This is a genomic window from Pseudoxanthobacter sp. M-2 (assembly GCF_046156265.1).
Taxonomy (GTDB): Bacteria; Pseudomonadota; Alphaproteobacteria; order Rhizobiales; family Segnochrobactraceae; genus CAMDHY01.
In genome coordinates, this window is record NZ_JAWDIR010000045.1 from 218,525 (window position 1) to 238,617 (window position 20,093).

Sequence of the window (20,093 nt, forward strand, 5' to 3'; positions counted from 1 at the left end):
TGGCGGTGGACGGTTTGGACGCGCGATTTCCCTCCCCTGGCGGCAAGCATGACCTCGAGGCCGGCGTCACCCTGACGCCGCGCTTCGACGCCCACGGACTTGTGACCGCCGTCGTCACCGACGCGGGCGACGGCACCGTTCTCATGCTCGCCCACATGAACGCCGAGGCACTCGCCCTCACCGTCGAAACCGGCATCGCGCACTACTACAGCCGCTCGCGCCAGGCGCTCTGGAAGAAGGGCGAAACCTCCGGCTCGCAACAGCGGGTCGAGGAGATGCTCGTCGACTGCGACCAGGACGCCGTGTGGATCAGGGTGCGGGTCGAGGGCAGCGGCGCGAGCTGCCACACCGGCCGCCGCTCCTGCTTCTACCGCTCCGTGCCGCTCGGCCAGACCGGCGCCCCGCTCGTCTTCGTCGAGGCCGAGCCGATGGTCGATCCGGAACAGCTCTACGGCGGCAAGACATAGAGGATCGGGGAACGCTCCCTCGCGGTCCGCCTTGCACTTTCGTCTGACACCGGCCGACGGGCGGCGCCCGAGACTGGCCGTCCGGCAAATCGTCCGCTACCGTCGCTCATTCGTCGCAGGTCTACTGCGCGCACAGGGGAAACACCGCCGGAGCGTCCGCGCCCGGTACCAGGGAGGATGTCCATGACGATCACGCGCCGTCTCGCACTCGCCGCCGGCTTTCTCGCCGCGGCCGCGCTGCCCGCCTTCGCCCAGGGCGACTACCCCTCCAAGCCGATCACCATGATCGTGCCCTTCGCAGCCGGCGGCCCGACCGACACCATCGCCCGCATCGTCGGCGAGAACATGAGCAAGACGCTCGGTCAGCAGATCGTCGTGGAAAACGTCGCCGGCGCCGGCGGCACCACCGGCGCGACCCGCGGCAAGGACGCGGCGAACGACGGTTACACCATCATGATGGGCCACATGGGCACCCATGCCGCCTCGGTGGCGCTGTACCCGAACCTCGCCTACGACCCGACCACCGACTTCGCCCCCGTTGGCCTCGCCGCCGGCACGCCGGTTCTGATCCTCGCCCGCAAGGACTTCCCGGCCGAGACGCTCGCCGAGTTCATCGAGGTGGCGAAGAAGGAGGGCGCGGCCCTCAACAACGCCAACGCCGGCGTCGGCTCGGTCTCGCACGTGAGCTGCCTGTTCTTCAACGCGCTGACCGGTGCGAAGCCGACCGAGATCCCCTACAAGGGCACCGGCCCGGCACTGAACGACCTCATCGCCGGCCAGGTCGACTACCTCTGCGACCAGATCGTCAACGCCGCCCCGCAGATCCAGGCCGGCACCATCAAGGCCTACGCGATCGGCATCCCGGAGCGCTCGCCGGCCCTGCCGGACGTGCCGACCTCCGCCGAGGCGGGCCTGCCGGACTGGCAGGTGCAGGCCTGGAACGCGATCTTCGCCCCGGCCGGCACCGATCCGGCGATCGTCGCCAAGCTCTCCGCCGCCCTCGACACCGCCCTCGACGACGAGACGGTGCAGAAGCGCCTCCTCGAGCTCGGCAGCGTCATCCCGGAGAAGAACCTGCGCACCTCCGACGGCCTCGGCGCCCACGTGAAGTCGGAGATCGCCAAGTGGTCGCCGATCATCAAGGAATCCGGCGTCACCGTCGGCAACTGACCGGCACGCGCCGGGAGGCGGGGGCGTGAGCGAGCCCGGCAACGCGAAGCGGCGGACTCCGCCGCTCCGCCGCACCAACGTGGTGGCGGGGCTGGCGCTCGTCGCGCTCGGCGCAGTCGCCTTCTGGCTCACCGCCGACCTCGCCGGCAGCCGCGGCCCGCTGCTCGGGCCCGGCAGCCTGCCGCGCGCCGCGGCCGGCATCATCCTCGGCCTCGGCGTCGTGATCGCCGCCATCGGCTGGCTCTACGAGGACGACCCGGCGGCGCGCTGGCGGCTGCGCGGGCCACTCTTCCTGCTCGGCAGCGTGCTGGTGTTCGCACTCCTGGTCCGCACGCTCGGGCTCGCCGTGGCGACGCCGGCAGCGATCCTCGTCGGCGGACTGGCCAGTCCGGAGACGCGGCCTTTGGAAATCGTCATCTTCGCGGTGGCGCTTACCGCCTTCTGCATCGGCCTGTTCCGCTACGCCCTCGGGCTGCCGATCCCGATCGCACCGTGGGCCGGCCTGTGAGGCCCGCCTCCCGCTCCGACGCGGACGGAGGCGGCGCTTGAGCGAACTCCTGTCCCATCTGCAGCTCGGCTTCGGCGTCGCGCTGACCATCCAGAACATCGGCTTCTGCTTCATCGGCTGCCTCGTCGGCACCCTCGTCGGCGTGCTGCCGGGCGTCGGGCCGATCGCGACGATCGCCATCCTGCTGCCGATCACCTTCGGCCTCGAGCCGGTGAGCGCCCTCATCATGCTCGCCGGCATCTACTACGGCGCCCAGTACGGCGGCTCGACGACTGCGATCCTCGTCAACATCCCCGGCGAGGCGACCGCCGTCGTCACCACGCTCGACGGCCACCAGATGGCCAAGCAGGGCCGCGCCGGCATCGCGCTCGGCATCGCCGCCATCGGCTCGTTCATCGCCGGCACCTTCGCGACGCTGCTGATCGCCGCGATCGGCGCGCCCTTGTCGCGGCTCGCGCTTCTGTTCGGGGCCGCGGACTATTTCTCGCTGATGGTGCTCGGCATCGTGTTTGCCGTCGTGCTGGCGAGCGGCTCGATTCTGAAGGCGATCGCCATGATCACCGTCGGCATCCTGCTGTCGACGGTCGGCCTCGATCTCGAGACCGGTGAGCCGCGCCTGACGCTCGGCCTCGACCATCTCTCGGACGGCATCGACTTCGCCGTGCTGGCCATGGGACTGTTCGGTTTCGCGGAGATCCTGCGCAACCTCGACGACCCGGAGCCGCGCGAGACCGTGCGCGAGCGCATCGGCCGGCTGTTGCCGAACCGGGAGGACTTCCGCGCATCGGCGCTGCCGATCGCCCGCGGGACGGTGATCGGCGGCATCCTCGGCATCCTGCCCGGCAACGGCGCCGTGCTGGGGCCTTTCGCCTCCTACACCGTCGAAAAGAGGATCGCCCGCGATCCCTCGCGGTTCGGCAAGGGTGCCATCGAGGGCGTCGCCGGGCCGGAATCGGCCAACAACGCCGGCGCGCAGACCGCGTTCATCCCGCTCCTCACGCTCGGCATTCCGCCCAATGCGGTGATGGCGCTGATGGTGGGCGCGATGACCATCCACGGGGTCGTGCCCGGCCCGCAGGTGATGACGCGCAACCCGGAGCTGTTCTGGGGGATGATCGCCTCGATGTGGATCGGCAACCTGATGCTGCTCGTCATCAACCTGCCGCTGATCGGGGTATGGGTGCGCTTCCTGAAGGTGCCCTACCGGCTGATGTTCCCGGCGATCCTGGCGTTCTGCTGCATCGGCATCTACTCGGTGAACAACCAGCCGTTCGACGTGGCGCTCGCCGCCTTCTTCGGCCTCGTCGGCTACGCCCTCATCAAGCTGCGCTTCGAGCCGGCACCGCTCTTGCTCGGCTTCGTCCTTGGCGAGCTGATGGAAGAGTATCTCCGGCGCGCGATGCTCCTGTCGCGCGGCGACCCGATGGTGTTCCTCGAGCGGCCGCTGTCGGCGACCCTGCTCGTGCTCGCCACGCTGATCCTGGTGCTGGCGCTGCTGCCGTCGCTCCGCCGCAAGCGCGATGAGGCCTTCCAGGAGTGAGTGGCGCGCCGACCGGGGACGTGTCGTGCGCCCCGTCGGCCAGCCTTTCCCTCCTCCTGTGCGAGAAGCGCCGTAGGACGGCGGCGCCGGCGACGTTGGAGCCGGGGGAGGTCGTTCGTGGTGGTCGTTTCCGCGCGGGGGCCTGTGGCTGACCTCGTGCACGGAAGGAAGCGCCTCATGCCGGCAAATGTCTCTCCGCCCCTCTCCCGACGCGGCTTCGCCCTGGCGGCGGCGGCCGCCGCCCTGCTGGCGACCCCCGCCCTCGCCCATCACGGCTGGTCTTCCTATGATTCCAACACGCTGGTGACGATCGAGGGCCCGATCCTCGCCGCCGACACCGGCTTTCCGCACGCCCACATCGAGCTCCAGCACGAGGGCGAGCGCTGGGACATCGTGCTGGCGCCACCCTCGCGCATGACGGCCCGCGGCCTGCCGGACGGTGCGCTGGCGGAAGGCGTCGTCGTCCGGGTGGAAGGCTACCCGAGCACTGAGACGGAGTGGGAGCTGCGGGCGGAGACGATCACCGTCGACGACAAGACGGTCCAGCTGCGCTGATGCACGTCGCCCACGGGCCGGCCTGGGCTGTCGCACTGGAGCAGTCGGGCCTCGGCGAACTGATGCGGTCGTCGGGGCTCCTCTATCCGCTCGCCAACGTGCTGCACGTCATGGCGATCTGCGCGGTCGTGGCGCCGATCGTGCTCGCCGACCTGCGCCTCCTCGGGTTCGGGCGGCGTTTCCCGCTGCGCCCGACGGTGGTGATGATGTCGGCGATCGCCGCCGGCGGCCTCCTCGTCGCGATTGCAACCGGCATCCCGCTGTTCGCCGCCGACGCCGGGCCGCTCGCCACCAACCCGGTGATGGTGGCGAAGCTCGCGCTTCTGGCCGTCGGCATCGCCAACGCGGTGCTGTTTCGCGTGCTGTGGACGCGCCACCTCGACGACTGGGACATCCTGGCGCCCCGCCTCGGCCGCGCGCAGGCGGCGCTGTCGGCGGGCGTCTGGCTCTGCGTGCCGGTGGCTGGCCGCCTCATCGCCTATCTGTGACGAGGCGGGGGCCCCGGGCCGTCACACCATCTGGATGTAGCTGCGCATCATCTCCGCCTCCTGCTCGGCGGAGGCGATGCGCTGCTTGACGACGTCGCCGATCGAGACGACGCCGACGAGCCGTCCCCCCTCGACCACGGGCAGGTGGCGGAAGCGGCCCTCGGTCATCCATGCCATCACATCGGCGATGGTGTCGGAGGGACCGCAGGTCTTCACCGCCCGGGTCATGTAGTCGGCGGTCGGCCGGTCGAGGGCGATGCTGCCATCCCGCGCCATCGCCTTGACGATGTCGCGCTCCGACAGGATGCCGGCGATGCCCCCCGCGCCATCTGTGACGACGACGGCGCCGATACGGTGCGATGCGAGCAGGCCGCAGACGCCCTTCAGCGTCTCGCTCGCCTCCGCGGTGATGATTGAATGGCTTTTCTGGCCGAGGATCGCGGCTACCGTCACGGATCGTTCCTCCCTGTCGCCCGCGCCGTCCGCGCTGGAGCGCAGCGGCGCCGTTGCCGGGGATGATGCCACGTTTTGCCGCACCGGCAACACTGCCGCTCTTCAGGCGACGCGGCGAACGCGGAACGGATCGAACAGCGGGAACAGCAGCACGCCGGCGATGAGTCCGCCGATATGGGCCTGCCAGGCGACGTCGCCGCCGTCGCCCCCGGCGAAGGGCAGGGAGGCGATGCCGAAGATCACGTTGACGGCGAGCCAGAGGCCGAGGAAGGCGAGCACCGTCGGGTCCCGCCACATCTCCGACAGCGTCGCCGCCGGCTGGGTGAACGCGGCCTCGCCGCGGCCGCGCTGGTGACGCGACAGCGGGCCGCCCGGCTGGAAGGCGAAGCGCGCTGCCGCCGCCATCTGGCCGGAGATTGCGGCCGAGGCGCCGATCACCGGGATCGGGCTCCCGGAATGGGTGAGGAGATGAACGAGCGCCCCTGCGGCGGCACAGGCCGCCGAAAAGGCGAGGAAGCGCAGGAAGCCGAAGCGCCGCGCCACGGCGCTGCCGAAGGCGAGCATCCAGACACTGTTGACGATGAGATGCAGCCAGCCGCCGTGCAGGCCAGCATAGCTGACGAAGGTCCACACATCCGCCGCGAGCCCGCCGGGAAAGACGAAGCCCTGCAGCAGGTCGGCGCTGTAGCGGATCGGGTAGAAGGCGAACAGGAGCAGGACCTCCTGGTCCTGCTCGATGTCGAGCACCATGGTGCGCACGACATGGATGAGCACGAAGACCGCAGCCAGCCCGGTGATCGCCCCCGGCACGTTCAGAATCGGCTCGCGGGCCGGTCGCCAGGTTTCGTTCATCTGCTCCGGTCCGCCCCCTCGATGCCGTGGTGATAGGGCGCCGCGGCCCGCCCGGCAACCCCACCGCCCGCGACGGTGACTCTTCGTCAAGCTTAATCGTTTCTGTCTTCGTCGTTTGCTAGGGCGACCAGTTCCCTAATTTGTCCGATCAATTTTCTCTATTTCGCTTAGCCGCCGGGCAAGGCGCATCGCTCATGATGTTCTTCGTCGACGGGGAACGAAAACATGACGACACGCCGCCTCATGACGACCCTCCTGCAAGCCGCCGGCATCGCCGCCACGGCCGCCCTCGCGGCCGCCGCCGTCGTTGCCAACGCCGGCGAAGCGGATCGGTTCATGCCGACGGCCGGACCGGCGACGGCGCCGGCGGGTTTCGTCGAGTTCTGCCGCGAAGAACCGGCCGAGTGCGACGACCGCACGGACCGCGGACTGCTGGTGAAGCTCGACGACGCCCGCTGGCTCGACCTCATTGTCGTCAACCGCTCCGTCAACCAGCGCATCCGCCCGGCGACGGACCGGGAGATGCACGGCGTCGAGGAACGCTGGTCGCTGCCGACCGACCGCGGCGACTGCGAGGATTATGTTTTGCTGAAGCGCCACGAGCTGAAGCGGCGCGGCTGGCCGGCCTCGGCGCTGCTCGTCACCGTCGTGCGCGACGAAGAGGGCGAGGGCCACGCCGTGCTGACGGTGCGGACCGACCGGGGCGAGTTGGTGCTCGACAACAAGGTCGACGTCATCCGTCCCTGGTACGAGACGAACTACACCTACGTGAAGCGCCAGGCCACCGTCGACGCCGGCCGCTGGCTACGCATCGACGACCGCGCCGACCTGCCGGTCTCGAGCATCCGGCGCTGACGGAGCGAACGAGCCCGCGGCCTCAGACCGGGCGAAGCCCGGCGGCGTAGCGGCGCCAGTTGGCAACATATCCGCGAGCGGAGGCCTCGAGCCCGGCGATGCCCTCGTCGGAAAGCTCCCGCACCACCTTCGCCGGTACGCCGACGGCCAGCGACCGCTCGGGGATATGCCGGCCCTCCGGCACCAGCGCCTTGGCGCCGACCAGCGAGTTGCGGCCGATGCGGGCGCCGTTGAGGACGACGGCACCCATGCCGACGAGCACGTTGTCCTCCAGCACGCAGCCGTGCAGGATCGCCTTGTGGCCGACCGTGCAGCCGGCACCGATCGTCATCGGGAAGCCCATGTCGGTGTGCAGCACGCAGCCGTCCTGCACGTTCGAGCCGGGGCCGATGTCGATCAGCTCGTTGTCGCCGCGCAGCACCGCACCCCACCAGACACTGGCGCCGGGCGCGATGCGCACGCGCCCGATCAGCACCGCGTCGGGCGCGATCCACGCTTCACCCGCGGCGGGAAGCTCCGGATGGTGACCGTCGAGGGAGTAAAGGGGCATGCGCGCGCTCCGGCGACCGGCTGCTGTCAGTCCTCGAGATCCATCTCGAGGATGGCGATCTGCAGGTTCCAGGACAGTTCGCCGTCCTCGTCGTCGCGGAAGATGATGCCGACGAACTCGTCGCCGATGTAGAACTCCGCCGAATCGTCCTTCTTCGGCCGGGCGCGGACGGAGATCGACGGCAGTGAGAACTTCCGCTGCAGGTAGCTCTCGACCTTCTTCAGTTCGTCGCGTTTCAAGTCGTCCTCCGCGGTTCGGCCTCGTCTGGGGGTGCGGCGAGCCATAGCAGACCCCTCCGTCGCGGTCGACCGGGCACCCGCCAAGGCGCCGCGATGACAAGCGCGCCCGCGGCGCCTACATGCGTCGGGCCCGGTCGAATGCCGGGCCCGGTTCGCGAACCGCGGGAGAGGACGAATGCTGCTGCTTCACATAGGTCGCGGGAAGGCGGGGTCTTCGACGATCCAGAACACCATCGACCTCAACCACGAAGCGCTGCTGGCGCAGGGCATCGCCGTCCCCTCGCGCGCCTCCGAGCACCGCGGCCACGCCGTCGACGTCTCCTTCGGCATGCAGCAGGCGGAGGGCCACGAAGACGCCCTGCCCGGCCTGCGCGCCCTGCTCGACGATGCTGCCAACCGTCACGTCTTCGTCAGCAGCGAGTACCTGTTCACCGCGACGAGGCCCGAGATCGATCGGCTCCGGCAGGCGATCGGCCCGCACGACGTCCGCATCGTCGCCTACCTGCGCGCCTATCCCGACTGGCTGCGCTCGCTCTACGCGCAGGGCATCAAGCGCGGGCGGCGGGCGAGCGACTTCGACGCCTTCTTCGAGACGGCTGCGAAACGGGCGCCGAGCCGCGCCCCGCTTTCGCGCTGGGCCGAGGCCTTCGGCTGGGAGCGGCTGCGCGTCCGCCACCTCGCCGGCCTCGACGGCGGCGGGCTCGTCGCCGACCTGGAGTCAGTCCTCGGCTGCCCGCTCGCCGCAGGCCCCGACCAGAACGCCTCGCCGCACTGGATCGAGACCGAGTTCCTGCGCGCCGTCCACGGCCATGCCGCGTCGACGGGCGACACCGCCCCGCCGCGCGCCGCGCTCGCCGCAGTGCTGACGGTCCTTCGCGAGGCGATCGACCTGCACGCGCCTGACGACGCAATGTACCTGACGCTCTCCCAGCACCGCGCGCTCGAGGACGCCTACCTCGCCGACGCCGCGTGGCTCGCCCAGCGCACTGATGCACCGCTGCCGCCGCCGTTGCCCGACCGCACCCGCGAGCGGCCGTTCCTGCCGGAGCTCGCGGCAACGCCCCAGGACGTGCGCGAGACGATCGCCCGCCGCCTGCGCCGCTCCCTGCGCCTGAAAGAACAGCCGGAGGTTCGGGCGCTGGTGCTGGCGACGATTGCAGAGCACTGGCCGCAGGCGAGAGACGTCGGCGACGACGCGGCCGCGCTGCCGTCCTGAGCATCCCGCGGCGGCGGCGCCACCGCGGCCAGCAGTTTCTCGGCTAACGGCCGCGCTCAGGCGGCGCCGGTGCCGGCGTCCGCGCTGACGCTCGCGAGGATCTGGTCCATCGAGCGCGACGGCTCGGCGCAGGGCGCCTTGCCGACGACGCGGGCCGGCACGCCGGCGACCGTCGTGTTCGGCGGCACCTCGGCCAGCACCACGGAGCCGGCGGCGACGCGCGAGCAGCGGCCGATCTCGATGTTGCCGAGGATCTTTGCGCCGGCGCCGATGAGGACGCCGCGGCGGATCTTCGGATGGCGGTCGCCGAGTTCCTTGCCGGTGCCACCGAGCGTCACGTCCTGCAGGATCGAGACATCGTCCTCGATTACCGCCGTCGCGCCGACGACGAGGCCGGTGGCGTGGTCGAGGAAGATGCCCCGCCCCATCGACACCGCCGGGTTGATGTCCACCTGGAACACCTCCGAAGAGCGGCTCTGCAGGTAGAGCGCGAAGTCGCGGCGGCCGTTGTTCCACAGCCAGTGCGCCAGGCGGTGCGTCTGGATGGCGTGGAAGCCCTTGAAGAACAGCACCGGCTCGACGAGACGCTCGCAGGCCGGGTCGCGATCGACGACGGCGACGAGGTCGACGCGGAAGATGTCGCCGAGCTCGGGCTGGGCGGCGAGCGCGTCGTGGAAGGCGAGCCGGATCATCTCGGCCGGCACCGAGCGGTGGTGGAGCCGGTCGGTGATGCGGCGGACGACCGCCGCCTCGAGCGTCGGCTGGTCGAGAATGGTGGTGTGGAGGAAGCCGCCGAGCGCCGGCTCGGCGCGGACCATCGCCTCGGTCTCGGTGCGGACGCGGTCCCAGACGGGGTCGTGGATTGCGAGCACCGGCTCGCCCGAGCGGCGGGTATAGAGCGACATCGGCAACTCCCGTCGGCCACTTCGTGCGGCCCTTCCCGCACAACATAGTGCGTCCGGGGCGGTTGGGCAAAAGGGACGTGGCGCCGGAGATCGGCTGTTGCGCCCTCAGCCGAGCCCGGGACCGCGGGCGAGCAGATCGAGGGGGGCAAAGCACCTGAGAGAATCGTCGGGATCGCGCTCGAAGCCGTGCCGTCGATAGAAGCCGACGGCCCGCTCATCGATCGCATCCACGATCATCAGGTGAGCGGCAATCTCCGATTCCAGGGAGCGGGCAACGGCGTTGGCGAGCAGCACGGACCCGAGCCCGCGCTGCTGAAAACCGGAATCGACCGCCAGTCTGCCGAGACGCACCGCCGGCACGGTCGGATAGCGCGGCAGCTTGCGGCGCCGAGATTCCGGCAGGTCGGCGAGGTGCACGTGGCAGGCCGACAGCTTGTAGTACCCGGCGACCCGGCCGGACGCGACCTCGACCAGAACGAAGCCGCTCGCGATGCGTCGTCGGACGTCCTGCCCCAGTTGCTCCCGAAAGTAGCGATCGAGTTCCTCGACACCGCAGGCAAAGCCCTTCCTGTCCCGGCCACCCAGTGGCTCGAACCGGAACGGCGCCTCAGTCACAGCGGCCCGACGAGGCGCTCGTGGCGTTCCCTTGTCCGGCGCATCGCGTCCGCTACCGGCGGTGGATTGTTCAGCATCTCCGCGAAGCGCTCGGAGGCTTCGCGGGAAAGCCTGATCACCTCGTTCCGCTCGATCGTCTGCAGCGCCGCCTCGCGAGCCGCCGCCACGACGAAGTCCGTCACCGTGCGTCCTTCGATCTCGGCCGCCCGCTTCAGCAGGCTGTGGGTGTCGGACGTGATACGCGCCTCCAGGCGCGACTGCTTGGTCGCCTGTTCCATCGGAACGCTCCTTCGGCCCACGATACGGCAATCGGCCGTACGGAGGCAACTGCGTTTGGCGCAGCCGCCTCGGCGCCTTCCCACGCTGCTTGGTGCCTGCCCCGTTGCCCGCCATCGTCGCTTGCGCCATCGTCCGCGCCCCGCCGCCGCTGCACGAAAGCCTCCGCCCGCATGGCCGACCGCCTGAAGATCGCCACCTGGAACGTCAACTCGATCCGCTCGCGGATGGACCACGTCGGCCGCTTCGTCGACGAGAACGCCCCCGACGTGCTCTGCCTGCAGGAGACGCGCTGCCCGGACGGCAGCTTTCCGTCCTCGCCGCTGCGCAAGCTCGGCTACGAGCACATCGTCCTCAACGCCAAGTCCGGCCACCACGGCGTCGCGATCCTGTCGAAGCGGCCGCTCTCCGACGTCGTCATCGAGCGCACAGCCGACATCGACGAGCCCCGCCACATCGCCGCCACCGTCCAATTCGCCGGCGCGCCGCTGTGGCTGCACAATCTCTACGTTCCGGCCGGTGGCGACGAGCCGGATGCCGCGATCAACCCGCGCTTCGCCGCCAAGATCGCCTTCCTCGATGCGCTGACGGCTTGGAGCGCCGTCGTCGGCCGCGCCGGCCGCGGCGTTCTCGTCGGCGACCTCAACGTTGCGCCGCTGCCCGACGACGTCTGGTCGCACAAGCAGCTCCTGTCCGTCGTCAGCCACACGCCCGGCGAGACGGAGCGGCTCGAGGCGGTGCGGACCGCCGGCGGCTGGGTCGATGCGGTGCGCAAGGTGCGGCCGATGCCGGAGAAGGTCTTCACGTGGTGGAGCTACCGCGCCAAGGACTGGAAGGCGGCGAATCGCGGCCGCCGCCTCGACCATCTGTGGGTGACCGCCGATCTCGACGGCTCGCTCGCCACCGTCGAGGTTCGGCCCGAGACGCGCGACTGGGAGCGGCCGTCGGACCACGTGCCGATCGTGGCGACGCTGACGGCCTGAGGGCGGCCGCGGGGGAAGCCGAACAGGGGGAAGGCCGGTCATGTCGGAGAAGATCATCGCCATCGACAAGGTGGCCAACAAGGTCCGCTTCTACGATCCGGACTTCACCGAGCGCCGGGTGATCGACGGGCCGGAGCCGTGCGTGCACGAGCTCGCCTTGTCGCCGGACCGGCGCCTCGCCTACGTGCCGCTCTACGGCGACGGGATCTACGGCGCCAACCGCAATCCCAACAACAAGGTGCTGGTGATCGACACGGCGCGCGAGGAGATCGCCGACCTGATCGACCTCGGTCCGCTCGTCGCCCCGCACGGCATGGCCGCGACCCGCGACGGCAAGCTGTGGGTCACCTGCGACATCCGCGGCAAGCTCGTCTGTCTCGACCCGGCCGCGCGTCGGGTCGAGGCGGTGTTCGACAACCCGTCGAAGGGCGGCCACATCGTCGAGCTGCTGCCCGACGAAACGAGGCTCTACGTCTCCGCCAAGGAGGGGCCGCTCGGCGTCTTCGACCTGGCGGAACGGCGCTTCACGGCGACGGTCCCCTTCGCCGCGCCCGGCGCCGTCGGCATCGGCGCCGGCAGCGAGGGCACGGCGGTGTCGCCCGACGGGCGCAGGCTCGTCGTCGTCGACAACGACCAGGCGGCGCTGCACGTCGTCGACGGCGCCACGAACCAGACGGTCCGCCGGGTGCCGCTCCTGCCGCACGTGCCGACCAACCCGCGCCGCTCGCGCTCGGCCAAGCTCGGCTTCTCGCCCGACGGGCGCTGGCTCGTCGCCACCGCCTATGCCACCGGCCTCGCCTGGGTGATCGACGCCGACGACCTCACCCGCCAGCGCATCGTCGCCGTCGCCAAGGGGCCGATGGGGATGATCTTCGAGCCGGACGGGCAGAGCGTCGTCGTCTCATCGCACGATTGCGGGCTGCTCACCCGCATCGATCTGGACTCGGCGACCGCGACGGCCGCCGTCGAGGGCGGAGCCGGCATCGAGGTGCTCGCCTGGTGCTGAAGAGGGCGTGAGGCGCCGCGGGCCGCGGCGACCCCGGATCGCCGACTTGCCGCTCGCGACCAGCCCGACGGAGGCCGCGTCAGGAGCAGCGCAGCAGCGAGCGCGTGCGCTCCGGGTCCGCCATCGGGCGGAACAGGCCGTTCTCCGGGTCGCGCACCAGAAGCCGCCCCGTCGAGACCGAGAACAGCGCGCCGTGCAGGGCGAGCTCTCCCGCCTCGACGCGCGAGCGCACGAACGGGAAGGTCATCAGGTTGCGCAGCCCGAGGTCGACGGTGGCGAACTCGAGCCGGCGCAGGAAGTCGTGGAAGTCCTGGCCCTTGCGGGGGCCGAGGCGATCGGCGGCGGGCGCGATCTGCGACATCCAGCGGCCGATGAAGTCGCCCGGCGAGAGCGGCTGCTGCTCGTCGGCGAAGGCGCGGACGCCACCGCAAAGGGCGTGGCCCAGGATCACGATGTGCTTGACGCGCAGCGCCTGCACGCCGAACTCCAGCGCCGCGCTGGTGCCGTGCTGGGAATCCGCGTCCGCCTCATAGGCCGGGATGAGGTTCGCGACATTGCGCACCACCAGCAGTTCGCCCGGCGCGGCGTCGAAGATCACTTCCGGCGAGACGCGGGAATCGACGCATCCCACCACCATGATCTCAGGGCGCTGGCCGCGTTCGGCAAGCATCTCGTAGCGGGCACGTTCGCTGGAGAAGCGCCCGTCGAGGAACGCCTGGTAGCCCGTCGTCAGCCGGTCGGGGAACATCCTGGGGCCTTCCATCGAAATCGTTGCAGGGGTGAGGGGTCGCGGCGCTCAGGGCTCGCCGGCAGCGGAGGGATCCGCGAGAGCATCGCGAACGCCGGCGACGGCGGCTCCGAGCCTCAAGAAATCGGCGGACAGCCGCGCATGCAAGGCCGCGGCCACATCGGGATACTCGTCGAGCAGCCGCCGGAACACGGCCCGACGTACGAGCAATACCTCGCTTTGCCGCGTCGCGCGCGCCTCGATGACGATGTCGGTCTCGGCGAGCAGCGCGAGTTGCGCCACCATCGCGCCGGGGCCTGCCGGCTGCGAGGCGCGGCAGCCGGCAGCGCGCACCTCGATCAGCCCGGCGAGCACGACGTAGGCGCCCGGGGGCGGCCGCCCGGCCTCGATGAGCAGTCCGCCCGCCGGCAGGGCGAGGCGCTCTCCGGAGAACGCCACGAGCCGCAGGTGCTCGTCGGTCAGGTCGGCGAACGGGGGCGCGAGGCGCAGGAGCGCGAGGTCGCTCGACAGGCTCATCCCGGTTGGTCCCGGCCCGCGGTCGGCGGCGCCGGCAGGCGAAAGGGCTCGGCGCTGCGTCTCATGCCGTCGCGGGCTCACCGGCCGAGCGCGGCATCAGCTTGTAGCCGCCGTCCTCGGTGACGAGGAGTTCCGCATTGGAGGGATCGCGCTCGATCTTCTGGCGCAGGCGATAGACGTGCGTCTCCAGGGTGTGGGTGGTGACCCCGGAGTTGTAGCCCCACACCTCGTGCAGCAGTACGTCGCGACCGACCGACTTCTCGCCGGCGCGATAGAGGAACTTCAGGATCGCCGTCTCCTTCTCGGTCAGGCGAACCTTGTTGCCGCGGGTGTCGACGAGCAGCTTGGCACTCGGGCGGAAGACGTAGCGGCCGATGGTGAAGGTCGCGTCTTCGGTCTGCTCGAACTGGCGCAGGTGGGCGCGGATGCGGGCGAGCAGCACATTGAAGCGCACCGGCTTCGTCACGTAGTCGTTCGCGCCGGCCTCGAGGCCGAGAATGGTGTCGGATTCGCCACCGTGGCCCGTGAGCACGATGATCGGCGCCTTGAAGCCGTTGCGGCGCAGGAGCTTCACCGCCTCCCGGCCGTCGAGGTCGGGCAGACCGACGTCCATCAGCATGAGATCGACGCGCTCGTCGCGCGCGAGCTTCATGCCGGCGGCCGCGCTGTCGGCGAGGAGCGTGACGAATTCGTCCGTCAGCGCCAGCTGCTCGGCGAGCTCGCCGGCGAGTTCCGGCTCGTCGTCGACGATCAGGATCGTTCGCGTCTTGCTCACGCTCTCCCCCCGCTTGCGGGTGCCCGGACCGGCGGGTGACCGGTCCCGCGCGACGGGCCCTCCCCGACTCGCGCGCGGCAGTGTATGCGACAACCTGTATCTCCAGCAAAGATGACCGTTTTTTCCGCATGCGTTCAACCCACCCCGGAGCCGGGTCCGCGCCTTCCTGTGGACTGCGCCCGCCGGCCTTCGCCCTGACGCCGCGGCCGAAGGCGCGGCTCGCGCGTCCGATGGCGACGGTGGTGGTGCGGCCGCGGCCCGGCCGGCCGAGCCAGGGGCTCGCCGCCTTCGCCGGCACGGTGCTGCCGTGCGCACTCGGCCGCTCCGGCATCCGTTCCCTGAAGCGGGAGGGCGACGGCGCCACGCCGCGGGCGACGCTGCCGCTCGTTTCCGCCCTGTGGCGGGCCGACCGCCTCGGACGGCCGCGGACCGCGCTGGCGCTGAGGGCGATCCGGTCTGCCGACGGCTGGTGCGATGCCCCGGACGACGGCCGCTACAATCGCCCGGTGCCGCTGCCGTGCCCGGTCTCGCACGAGGAGCTCGCCCGCGACGACGGCCTCTACGACGTTCTGGTGGTGCTCGACTTCAACCTGCGCCCGCGCCGGGCCTTCGGCGGCAGTGCGATCTTCCTGCATTGCGCGCGACCCGGCCTCGTCGCGACGGCCGGCTGCGTCGCCTTCCCGCGCCCGGTGCTGCTGCGTCTGCTGGCGCGGCTGCCGGCCCGCGCACGCCTGCGCGTCGTTTGAGGGCGAGCGCCGCGGCGACGCCATGCCGCCGCCGAATTTGCGGTGCAGGAGGCGGGGCGGGGACGAGACATCCCGTGCCCTGCCCCGCTGTCATGGAAGCCCGACCATGCGTCGCCCGACGTTCCTGCTGCCTGTCCTGTTCGCGCTCGTCCTCGCCGTCCTGGCGCCGCCGCCGGCTCCGGCCCAGGTCGTCGTCCTCGACGACGAGGTGGTGCTGAGCGAGCGGCCGCGCGGCGGTGGCGGCTGGTCGACACCCGGCGCCGTGCTGCCGTCCGACCAGGGGGCGCTCGCGAGCGAACTCTTCGGCATCCTGCAGAGCCAGCCGCCGCTTCTGCCGGCGCGCGCCGTGCTGCCGTCGCGGGCGACGCTCGACGTCACCGCCTACCCGTCCATCAACCGCCGCACCGGCCTGCCGTGCGTCGGCTGCCGCAACCCGTGCCGCTCGTTCCGCTACACCTACGCGCGGCCCGACCGCGGCACCGTGACGGTCGAGGGCCAGCGCTGCCGGCGCCGCAACGGCCAGTGGGTCGCCTTCGAGCCGGACATCGTCGTCGGCGAGCGTCCGGCCGCGCCCGGCGCGCCGGTCGCCGGCGGCTTTCAGGGTGCCCCGCCGGCCCAGCCGCAGTCCCAGGCGATGCGCCGCTCGCCGCCGCCGCTGCCGCCGGCGCGACCGGGCGACGGAACGGCCGTCGCCGGTGTCGCCGGCGCCGCCCCCTCGCCCTTCGATCCGCCGCTCATCGACAACGGCCCGGTGGACGAGGGCTCGCGCGACATCGCCGGTGAGGACTTCGCGACGGAACAGGATCCCGCTTCGGCACAGCCGCTGCCGGGCAGCGAAGACGACGTCTGGTCGACGGCCGCCCTGCCGGACGTCGCACCAGCCGAGGACGCCGACGCGCCGCAAGTGCTGAGCCCGCAGCCGCCCTCGGGCGCCGTGGCCGCGGCCGAGGCCGCCCTCGCCGGTTCCGGGGACGCGGCCGAGACCGCCACACCGCCGGCCGGATCCGGCGACGATGCGACGGCCGCTGCCCCGACGCCGGCGGAGGCCACCGCAGCAGCAGATGTCGCCGGCGACGTGCCGCCGGCCGCGCCAGAGCCCGTCGGCTCCACCCCGACCGCTCCGGCGACCGCGCCCGATGCCGCCGTCGAGACCCAGACGGCGCGCGTCGTCATGCCCTTCGGCGGCGGCGAACAGGCCGGCGCGGTCGAGGTGGAGACCACCGCCGACCCCGACGTCGTGCGGATGCTGCGGATGCTGCGCTATCTCGACCCGGAGACCTCGGCCGAGCCGAGCCCGCAGGCCTACGAGGCGGCGGTCTCCGACTTCGCCTCGGACGAGCGCTTCGCCCTGCCGCAGTCGAACTCGGCGCTGCGCGAGCGCCTAGAAGGCGCGGTGGACCGGCTGGCGGCGCTGTCGAGCTGCCCGGCGACCAGCGGCGAGGGCTACGGCGCCTGCCTCACCGGCGCGCGCTGAGCCGCTCGGCCATAGACGGCCGCCGCACGACAGGCATCGCCCCGGCAGCGCGTCGGGGTGAGCACCGCCTCGCAAGACACTGGATGATGAAGCGCCGCTCCCGGCAGCGCGCGGGGAGACGGCTGAGCGCTGCCCTCAGGGGCGCGCCGAATATCAGCGGCGGGCGAGCGTCAGCTTGGTGGCGCCCGAGACCGCCCTGACGGCGACCTCGCGTCCATCGAGCGGGATGGCGATGCCGCTCGGGGCGCCGACGGTGTAGACGGCGCCGTCGACGCGGATGCGGAACGGCGCATCCGCCGTGACCACCCATTCCCCCGCACCCGTCACCGCCTCGAGATCGAGCGGCGTCCAGGCGGTGTCGACCGTCATCTCGCGCGCCGCCACCGCCTCCGGCCCGGCGAGCATCCGCCAGCCGAACAGCGCCGCGGCCCCGATGCCGACGACGACGAGACCCGCCACGAGGACGCCGGCGAGGCGACCGCGCCGGCGCGGCTCGGGCAGCATGACGGTGCGGCCACCGCGCTCGGGCACCAGCACGAGGTCGCGGGAATCGCTGAGGTCGTCGTTGTCGTAGGGCTCGGGCGCGATGTCGAGGCGGGCCGATCCCGACGGCGGGCGCGGCGCGCGCGGGCGCGGCGCCCCCTCGACGTCCGGCTCCACCGGCTCGAGCTCGGCATAGGCGGGAGCGGCGGCAGAGGCGGCGACCTCGGGAGCGGCCGGTGCGACGTCCGCGTCGGCGGCGGCATATTCGATCCCGGGCTCCGCCGGCGAGGGCGTGGGCGTCACCACCTCGTCCGGTGGCAGGGTCGCTTCGTCGGGCGGCAGGATCGGCTCGGCGGCCGGGGCGACCGCCTCGGTCGCGGGCGCTTCCGCCACCACCGGATCGGGCGCGCCGCAGTGCGGGCAGGCGAGCGCGCGGGTGAACAGCGGCTCGCCGCAGGCGACGCAGTGATAGGGCGCGCGGGCGGCGGAGCGGGAGGTGCCGGCGAGGGCAACGGCGGGTGTCGTCATGGATCGGCCGATAGGATCACGCCGCGGCGAAATTGAGATGAAAAGCGGGGTTTTTCCCGCTCAGCGGTCACTTTCCGCGGGTTCGGCACGGTTCGCACGGCAAACGCTCATCCGGCGCCGGCTACGAGCCGCGCCACGGTCTGTTCGAGGCTGTCGCGCCAGGGCGGCAGCCGCACGCCGAAGGTCTCGGCGAGCCGGGTCGTGTCGAGCCTCGAGTTGGCCGGACGGCGCGCCGGCGTCGGGTAGTCGGCCGTGGTGATGGCATCGACTGGAACCGCCCGTCGGCCATGGTGGGCGGCCACCTCCAGCGTGGCGCGGGCGAGATCGCACCACGATGCCTCGCCGCCGCCGGCGAGGTGATAGGTCCCGGCCCAGGCCTCCGGCCGGTCGGGCTCGAGCTTCGGCAGGATCGCCAGGATCGCCTCGGCGATGTCGAGAGCTGAGGTGGGCGACCCCACCTGGTCGGCGACGACGCGCAACCGGTCGCGCTCTGAGGCGAGGCGCAGCATCGTCTTGACGAAGTTGTTGCCGAACGGGCTGTAGACCCAGGCGGTGCGCAGCACGATCGTCTTGCCCCAAGCCGCCCGCACCGCCGCCTCGCCCTCGAGCTTCGAGCGCCCGTAGACGCCGGCCGGCGCCGTCGGGTCGTCCTCCACATAGGGCGCCGGCTTGTCGCCGTCGTAGACGTAGTCGGTGGAGATGTGGACGAACGGCACGTCGAGCACGGCGGCGGCGCGCGCCAGCGCCGCAGCGCCGTCGCGGTTGATCGCGAAGGCGCGCTCCGGCTCGCTCTCGGCCTTGTCGACGGCGGTGTAGGCGGCGGCGTTGATGATCGCGGCGGGGCGGATGTCGACGATGGCGCTGCCGAGGCCCGCGGGCTTCTCGAGATCGAGCACCGGCCGGCCGTGCGCGACGACGGCGACGCCGTGGCGGGCCGCCCGCTCGATCAGTGCCCGCGCGACCTGCCCCGTCGCTCCGACGATCAGGATCGGTCGTTCCGCCGTGTTCGCCATGGCTTCCACCCTCGCCCGAGAGCGATGGCTTGCCGCGCCGGCGCGCCGCCGTCAAGCGCCGCTCAGGCGGCGCGCGTGTCGTCCGGATAGAGACGGAACGACTTCAGCTGCACCGTCACCGGCTCGCCGGGGCTGACGGCGTCGGCCGCCCGCACCGCCACCTCGACGAGGTGGTTGTCGCGACCCAGCGCGATCTCGATCAGGCGGTGGCCGGCGGTGCGGCGCACGGCCCGCACGCGGCCGGGAATGCCGGTCGCCTCAGGCCCGGCCAGCGCGACGTCGTCCGGCCGGGCGAACAGCAGCGCTGGCCCGTCCTGGGCGCGCCCGAGCGTGATCGGCAGCACGTCGCCGTCGAGCAGCGCCTTGCCCCCCTTCACCGTCACCGGCAGCCGCACCGACTGGCCGATGAAGTCGAAGACGAACGGCGTCGCCGGCCGGTCGTAGATCTCGTCGGGCGTGCCGACCTGCTGGATCTTGCCGTCCTTCATCACGACGATGCGGTCGGCGAGCTCCATCGCCTCCTCCTGGTCGTGGGTGACGAACAGCGTCGTGTGGCCGGTGCGGTCATGGATTTCCCGCAGCCAGCGACGAAGATCCTTGCGCACCTTGGCGTCGAGCGCGCCGAACGGCTCATCGAGGAGGAGCACCTGCGGCTCGATGGCGAGCGCGCGGGCAAGCGCGACGCGCTGGCGCTGGCCGCCGGAGAGCTGCATCGGATAGCGCTTGCCGAGGCCGGGAAGCTGCACGAAGTCGAGCAGCGTCTCGACGCGCTCGCGGATCTGCGCCTTCGTCGGCCGCCGGTCGGACGGGCGCACCGTCAGGCCGAAGGCGATGTTGTCGAACACCGTCATGTGCTTGAACAGCGCGTAGTGCTGGAAGACGAAGCCGACATTGCGCTGCTGCACGGTACGCTGCAGCGCATCCTCGCCGCCAAACATGACGCGGCCGGAGGTCGGCGCGTCGAGGCCGGCGACGATGCGCAGCAGCGTCGTCTTGCCGGAGCCGGATGGCCCGAGCAGTGCGACGAGCTCGCCCCCCGGCACGTCGAGGCTGACGCCGTGCAGCGCCGGCGTCGTCCCGAACGCCTTGGTGAGGCTCTCGACGCGGACGTCCATCGGCTTCGCCCGTCCGT

Annotated in this window: 25 protein-coding genes; 12 read left to right on the forward strand and 13 right to left on the reverse strand. The window is 71.6% G+C overall.

Going from position 1 to position 20,093, the window contains the following annotated elements:
- Positions 1 to 14 precede the first annotated feature (14 nt).
- The 6 genes from hisI (at position 15) to RUR49_RS22365 (ending at position 4,728) form a co-directional block, all read left to right on the forward strand.
- Complete coding sequence (gene hisI / locus RUR49_RS22340; protein WP_409148757.1) at positions 15 to 467, forward strand: phosphoribosyl-AMP cyclohydrolase; 453 nt, start codon at positions 15 to 17, stop codon at positions 465 to 467.
- A gap of 183 nt (positions 468 to 650) precedes the next feature.
- The gene (locus RUR49_RS22345; RefSeq protein ID WP_409148650.1) at positions 651 to 1,637 is read left to right on the forward strand and encodes a tripartite tricarboxylate transporter substrate-binding protein; all 987 of its coding nucleotides are present in this window, start codon (positions 651 to 653) and stop codon (positions 1,635 to 1,637) included.
- Positions 1,638 to 1,662: 25 nt separating this feature from the next.
- Positions 1,663 to 2,145, forward strand: a complete 483-nt coding sequence (locus tag RUR49_RS22350; protein ID WP_409148651.1) for a tripartite tricarboxylate transporter TctB family protein — start codon at positions 1,663 to 1,665, stop codon at positions 2,143 to 2,145.
- 37 nt (positions 2,146 to 2,182) lie between these two features.
- A complete protein-coding gene (locus tag RUR49_RS22355; protein WP_409148652.1) occupies positions 2,183 to 3,685 on the forward strand; it encodes a tripartite tricarboxylate transporter permease in 1,503 nt (500 codons plus the stop codon).
- A gap of 177 nt (positions 3,686 to 3,862) precedes the next feature.
- Entirely contained in the window at positions 3,863 to 4,240 is a 378-nt protein-coding gene (locus RUR49_RS22360; protein ID WP_409148653.1) for a DUF6152 family protein, read from the forward strand.
- Positions 4,240 to 4,728 carry a hypothetical protein gene (locus RUR49_RS22365; RefSeq protein ID WP_409148654.1) on the forward strand — a complete coding sequence of 163 codons (489 nt, stop codon included), beginning with the start codon at positions 4,240 to 4,242 and terminating at the stop codon, positions 4,726 to 4,728. Before RUR49_RS22360 ends, RUR49_RS22365 begins: the two co-directional genes overlap by 1 nt.
- 21 nt (positions 4,729 to 4,749) lie before the next feature.
- Here RUR49_RS22365 and RUR49_RS22370 read toward each other — a convergent pair whose 3' ends face one another.
- Positions 4,750 to 5,181 (reverse strand): CBS domain-containing protein, encoded by a 432-nt coding sequence (locus tag RUR49_RS22370; protein WP_409148655.1) that lies wholly within the window; start codon positions 5,179 to 5,181, stop codon positions 4,750 to 4,752.
- A 102-nt stretch (positions 5,182 to 5,283) separates the two neighbouring features.
- On the reverse strand, positions 5,284 to 6,033 hold the full coding sequence (locus tag RUR49_RS22375) for a rhomboid family intramembrane serine protease (RefSeq protein ID WP_409148656.1): 750 nt from the start codon (positions 6,031 to 6,033) through the stop codon (positions 5,284 to 5,286).
- Positions 6,034 to 6,258: 225 nt separating this feature from the next.
- On the opposite strand from RUR49_RS22375, the gene RUR49_RS22380 reads away from it, so the two are divergent.
- Complete coding sequence (locus RUR49_RS22380) at positions 6,259 to 6,888, forward strand: transglutaminase-like cysteine peptidase (RefSeq protein WP_409148657.1); 630 nt, start codon at positions 6,259 to 6,261, stop codon at positions 6,886 to 6,888.
- Between the two features lie 22 nt (positions 6,889 to 6,910).
- Here the strand turns inward: RUR49_RS22380 and RUR49_RS22385 are convergent, their stop codons facing one another.
- Together RUR49_RS22385 and RUR49_RS22390 are read right to left on the reverse strand one after the other, a co-directional pair.
- Complete coding sequence (locus RUR49_RS22385; protein ID WP_409148658.1) at positions 6,911 to 7,438, reverse strand: gamma carbonic anhydrase family protein; 528 nt, start codon at positions 7,436 to 7,438, stop codon at positions 6,911 to 6,913.
- Between the two features lie 26 nt (positions 7,439 to 7,464).
- Entirely contained in the window at positions 7,465 to 7,677 is a 213-nt protein-coding gene (locus tag RUR49_RS22390) for a DUF3126 family protein (protein WP_409148659.1), read from the reverse strand.
- Between the two features lie 175 nt (positions 7,678 to 7,852).
- Here RUR49_RS22390 and RUR49_RS22395 point away from each other — a divergent pair, with 175 nt between their 5' ends.
- Positions 7,853 to 8,893, forward strand: coding sequence for a hypothetical protein (locus tag RUR49_RS22395; RefSeq protein WP_409148660.1), 1,041 nt, complete (start codon positions 7,853 to 7,855; stop codon positions 8,891 to 8,893).
- Between the two features lie 56 nt (positions 8,894 to 8,949).
- On the opposite strand, the gene cysE is transcribed toward RUR49_RS22395, so the two are convergent.
- From cysE to RUR49_RS22410, 3 genes are all read right to left on the reverse strand, one after another.
- Entirely contained in the window at positions 8,950 to 9,798 is an 849-nt protein-coding gene (gene cysE / locus RUR49_RS22400) for a serine O-acetyltransferase (RefSeq protein WP_409148661.1), read from the reverse strand.
- A gap of 105 nt (positions 9,799 to 9,903) precedes the next feature.
- Positions 9,904 to 10,413, reverse strand: coding sequence for a GNAT family N-acetyltransferase (locus RUR49_RS22405; RefSeq protein ID WP_409148662.1), 510 nt, complete (start codon positions 10,411 to 10,413; stop codon positions 9,904 to 9,906).
- Positions 10,410 to 10,691, reverse strand: coding sequence for a DUF1778 domain-containing protein (locus RUR49_RS22410; RefSeq protein WP_409148663.1), 282 nt, complete (start codon positions 10,689 to 10,691; stop codon positions 10,410 to 10,412). Before RUR49_RS22410 ends, RUR49_RS22405 begins: the two co-directional genes overlap by 4 nt.
- A 171-nt stretch (positions 10,692 to 10,862) precedes the next feature.
- On the opposite strand from RUR49_RS22410, the gene RUR49_RS22415 reads away from it, so the two are divergent.
- Together RUR49_RS22415 and RUR49_RS22420 are read left to right on the forward strand one after the other, a co-directional pair.
- Positions 10,863 to 11,672 carry an exodeoxyribonuclease III gene (locus RUR49_RS22415; RefSeq protein WP_409148664.1) on the forward strand — a complete coding sequence of 270 codons (810 nt, stop codon included), beginning with the start codon at positions 10,863 to 10,865 and terminating at the stop codon, positions 11,670 to 11,672.
- A 40-nt stretch (positions 11,673 to 11,712) separates the two neighbouring features.
- Positions 11,713 to 12,678 (forward strand): YncE family protein, encoded by a 966-nt coding sequence (locus RUR49_RS22420; RefSeq protein ID WP_409148665.1) that lies wholly within the window; start codon positions 11,713 to 11,715, stop codon positions 12,676 to 12,678.
- A gap of 79 nt (positions 12,679 to 12,757) precedes the next feature.
- Here RUR49_RS22420 and RUR49_RS22425 read toward each other — a convergent pair whose 3' ends face one another.
- The 3 genes from RUR49_RS22425 to RUR49_RS22435 form a co-directional block, all read right to left on the reverse strand.
- Positions 12,758 to 13,426, reverse strand: coding sequence for a carbonic anhydrase (locus tag RUR49_RS22425; RefSeq protein ID WP_409148666.1), 669 nt, complete (start codon positions 13,424 to 13,426; stop codon positions 12,758 to 12,760).
- Positions 13,427 to 13,474: 48 nt separating this feature from the next.
- On the reverse strand, positions 13,475 to 13,942 hold the full coding sequence (locus RUR49_RS22430) for a cyclic nucleotide-binding domain-containing protein (RefSeq protein ID WP_409148667.1): 468 nt from the start codon (positions 13,940 to 13,942) through the stop codon (positions 13,475 to 13,477).
- Positions 13,943 to 14,003: 61 nt separating this feature from the next.
- On the reverse strand, positions 14,004 to 14,717 hold the full coding sequence (locus RUR49_RS22435) for a response regulator transcription factor (protein ID WP_409148668.1): 714 nt from the start codon (positions 14,715 to 14,717) through the stop codon (positions 14,004 to 14,006).
- A gap of 230 nt (positions 14,718 to 14,947) precedes the next feature.
- On the opposite strand from RUR49_RS22435, the gene RUR49_RS22440 reads away from it, so the two are divergent.
- Together RUR49_RS22440 and RUR49_RS22445 are read left to right on the forward strand one after the other, a co-directional pair.
- Positions 14,948 to 15,463, forward strand: coding sequence for a L,D-transpeptidase (locus tag RUR49_RS22440; RefSeq protein ID WP_409148669.1), 516 nt, complete (start codon positions 14,948 to 14,950; stop codon positions 15,461 to 15,463).
- A gap of 106 nt (positions 15,464 to 15,569) precedes the next feature.
- Positions 15,570 to 16,937 (forward strand): hypothetical protein, encoded by a 1,368-nt coding sequence (locus RUR49_RS22445; protein WP_409148670.1) that lies wholly within the window; start codon positions 15,570 to 15,572, stop codon positions 16,935 to 16,937.
- 153 nt (positions 16,938 to 17,090) lie between these two features.
- Here RUR49_RS22445 and RUR49_RS22450 read toward each other — a convergent pair whose 3' ends face one another.
- The 3 genes from RUR49_RS22450 to RUR49_RS22460 form a co-directional block, all read right to left on the reverse strand.
- Positions 17,091 to 17,948 (reverse strand): zinc ribbon domain-containing protein, encoded by an 858-nt coding sequence (locus tag RUR49_RS22450; RefSeq protein ID WP_409148671.1) that lies wholly within the window; start codon positions 17,946 to 17,948, stop codon positions 17,091 to 17,093.
- A 107-nt stretch (positions 17,949 to 18,055) separates the two neighbouring features.
- Positions 18,056 to 18,961, reverse strand: a complete 906-nt coding sequence (gene rfbD, locus RUR49_RS22455) for a dTDP-4-dehydrorhamnose reductase (protein WP_409148672.1) — start codon at positions 18,959 to 18,961, stop codon at positions 18,056 to 18,058.
- 62 nt (positions 18,962 to 19,023) lie between these two features.
- Positions 19,024 to 20,076 carry a sulfate/molybdate ABC transporter ATP-binding protein gene (locus tag RUR49_RS22460; RefSeq protein ID WP_409148758.1) on the reverse strand — a complete coding sequence of 351 codons (1,053 nt, stop codon included), beginning with the start codon at positions 20,074 to 20,076 and terminating at the stop codon, positions 19,024 to 19,026.
- Positions 20,077 to 20,093: the final 17 nt, after the last annotated feature.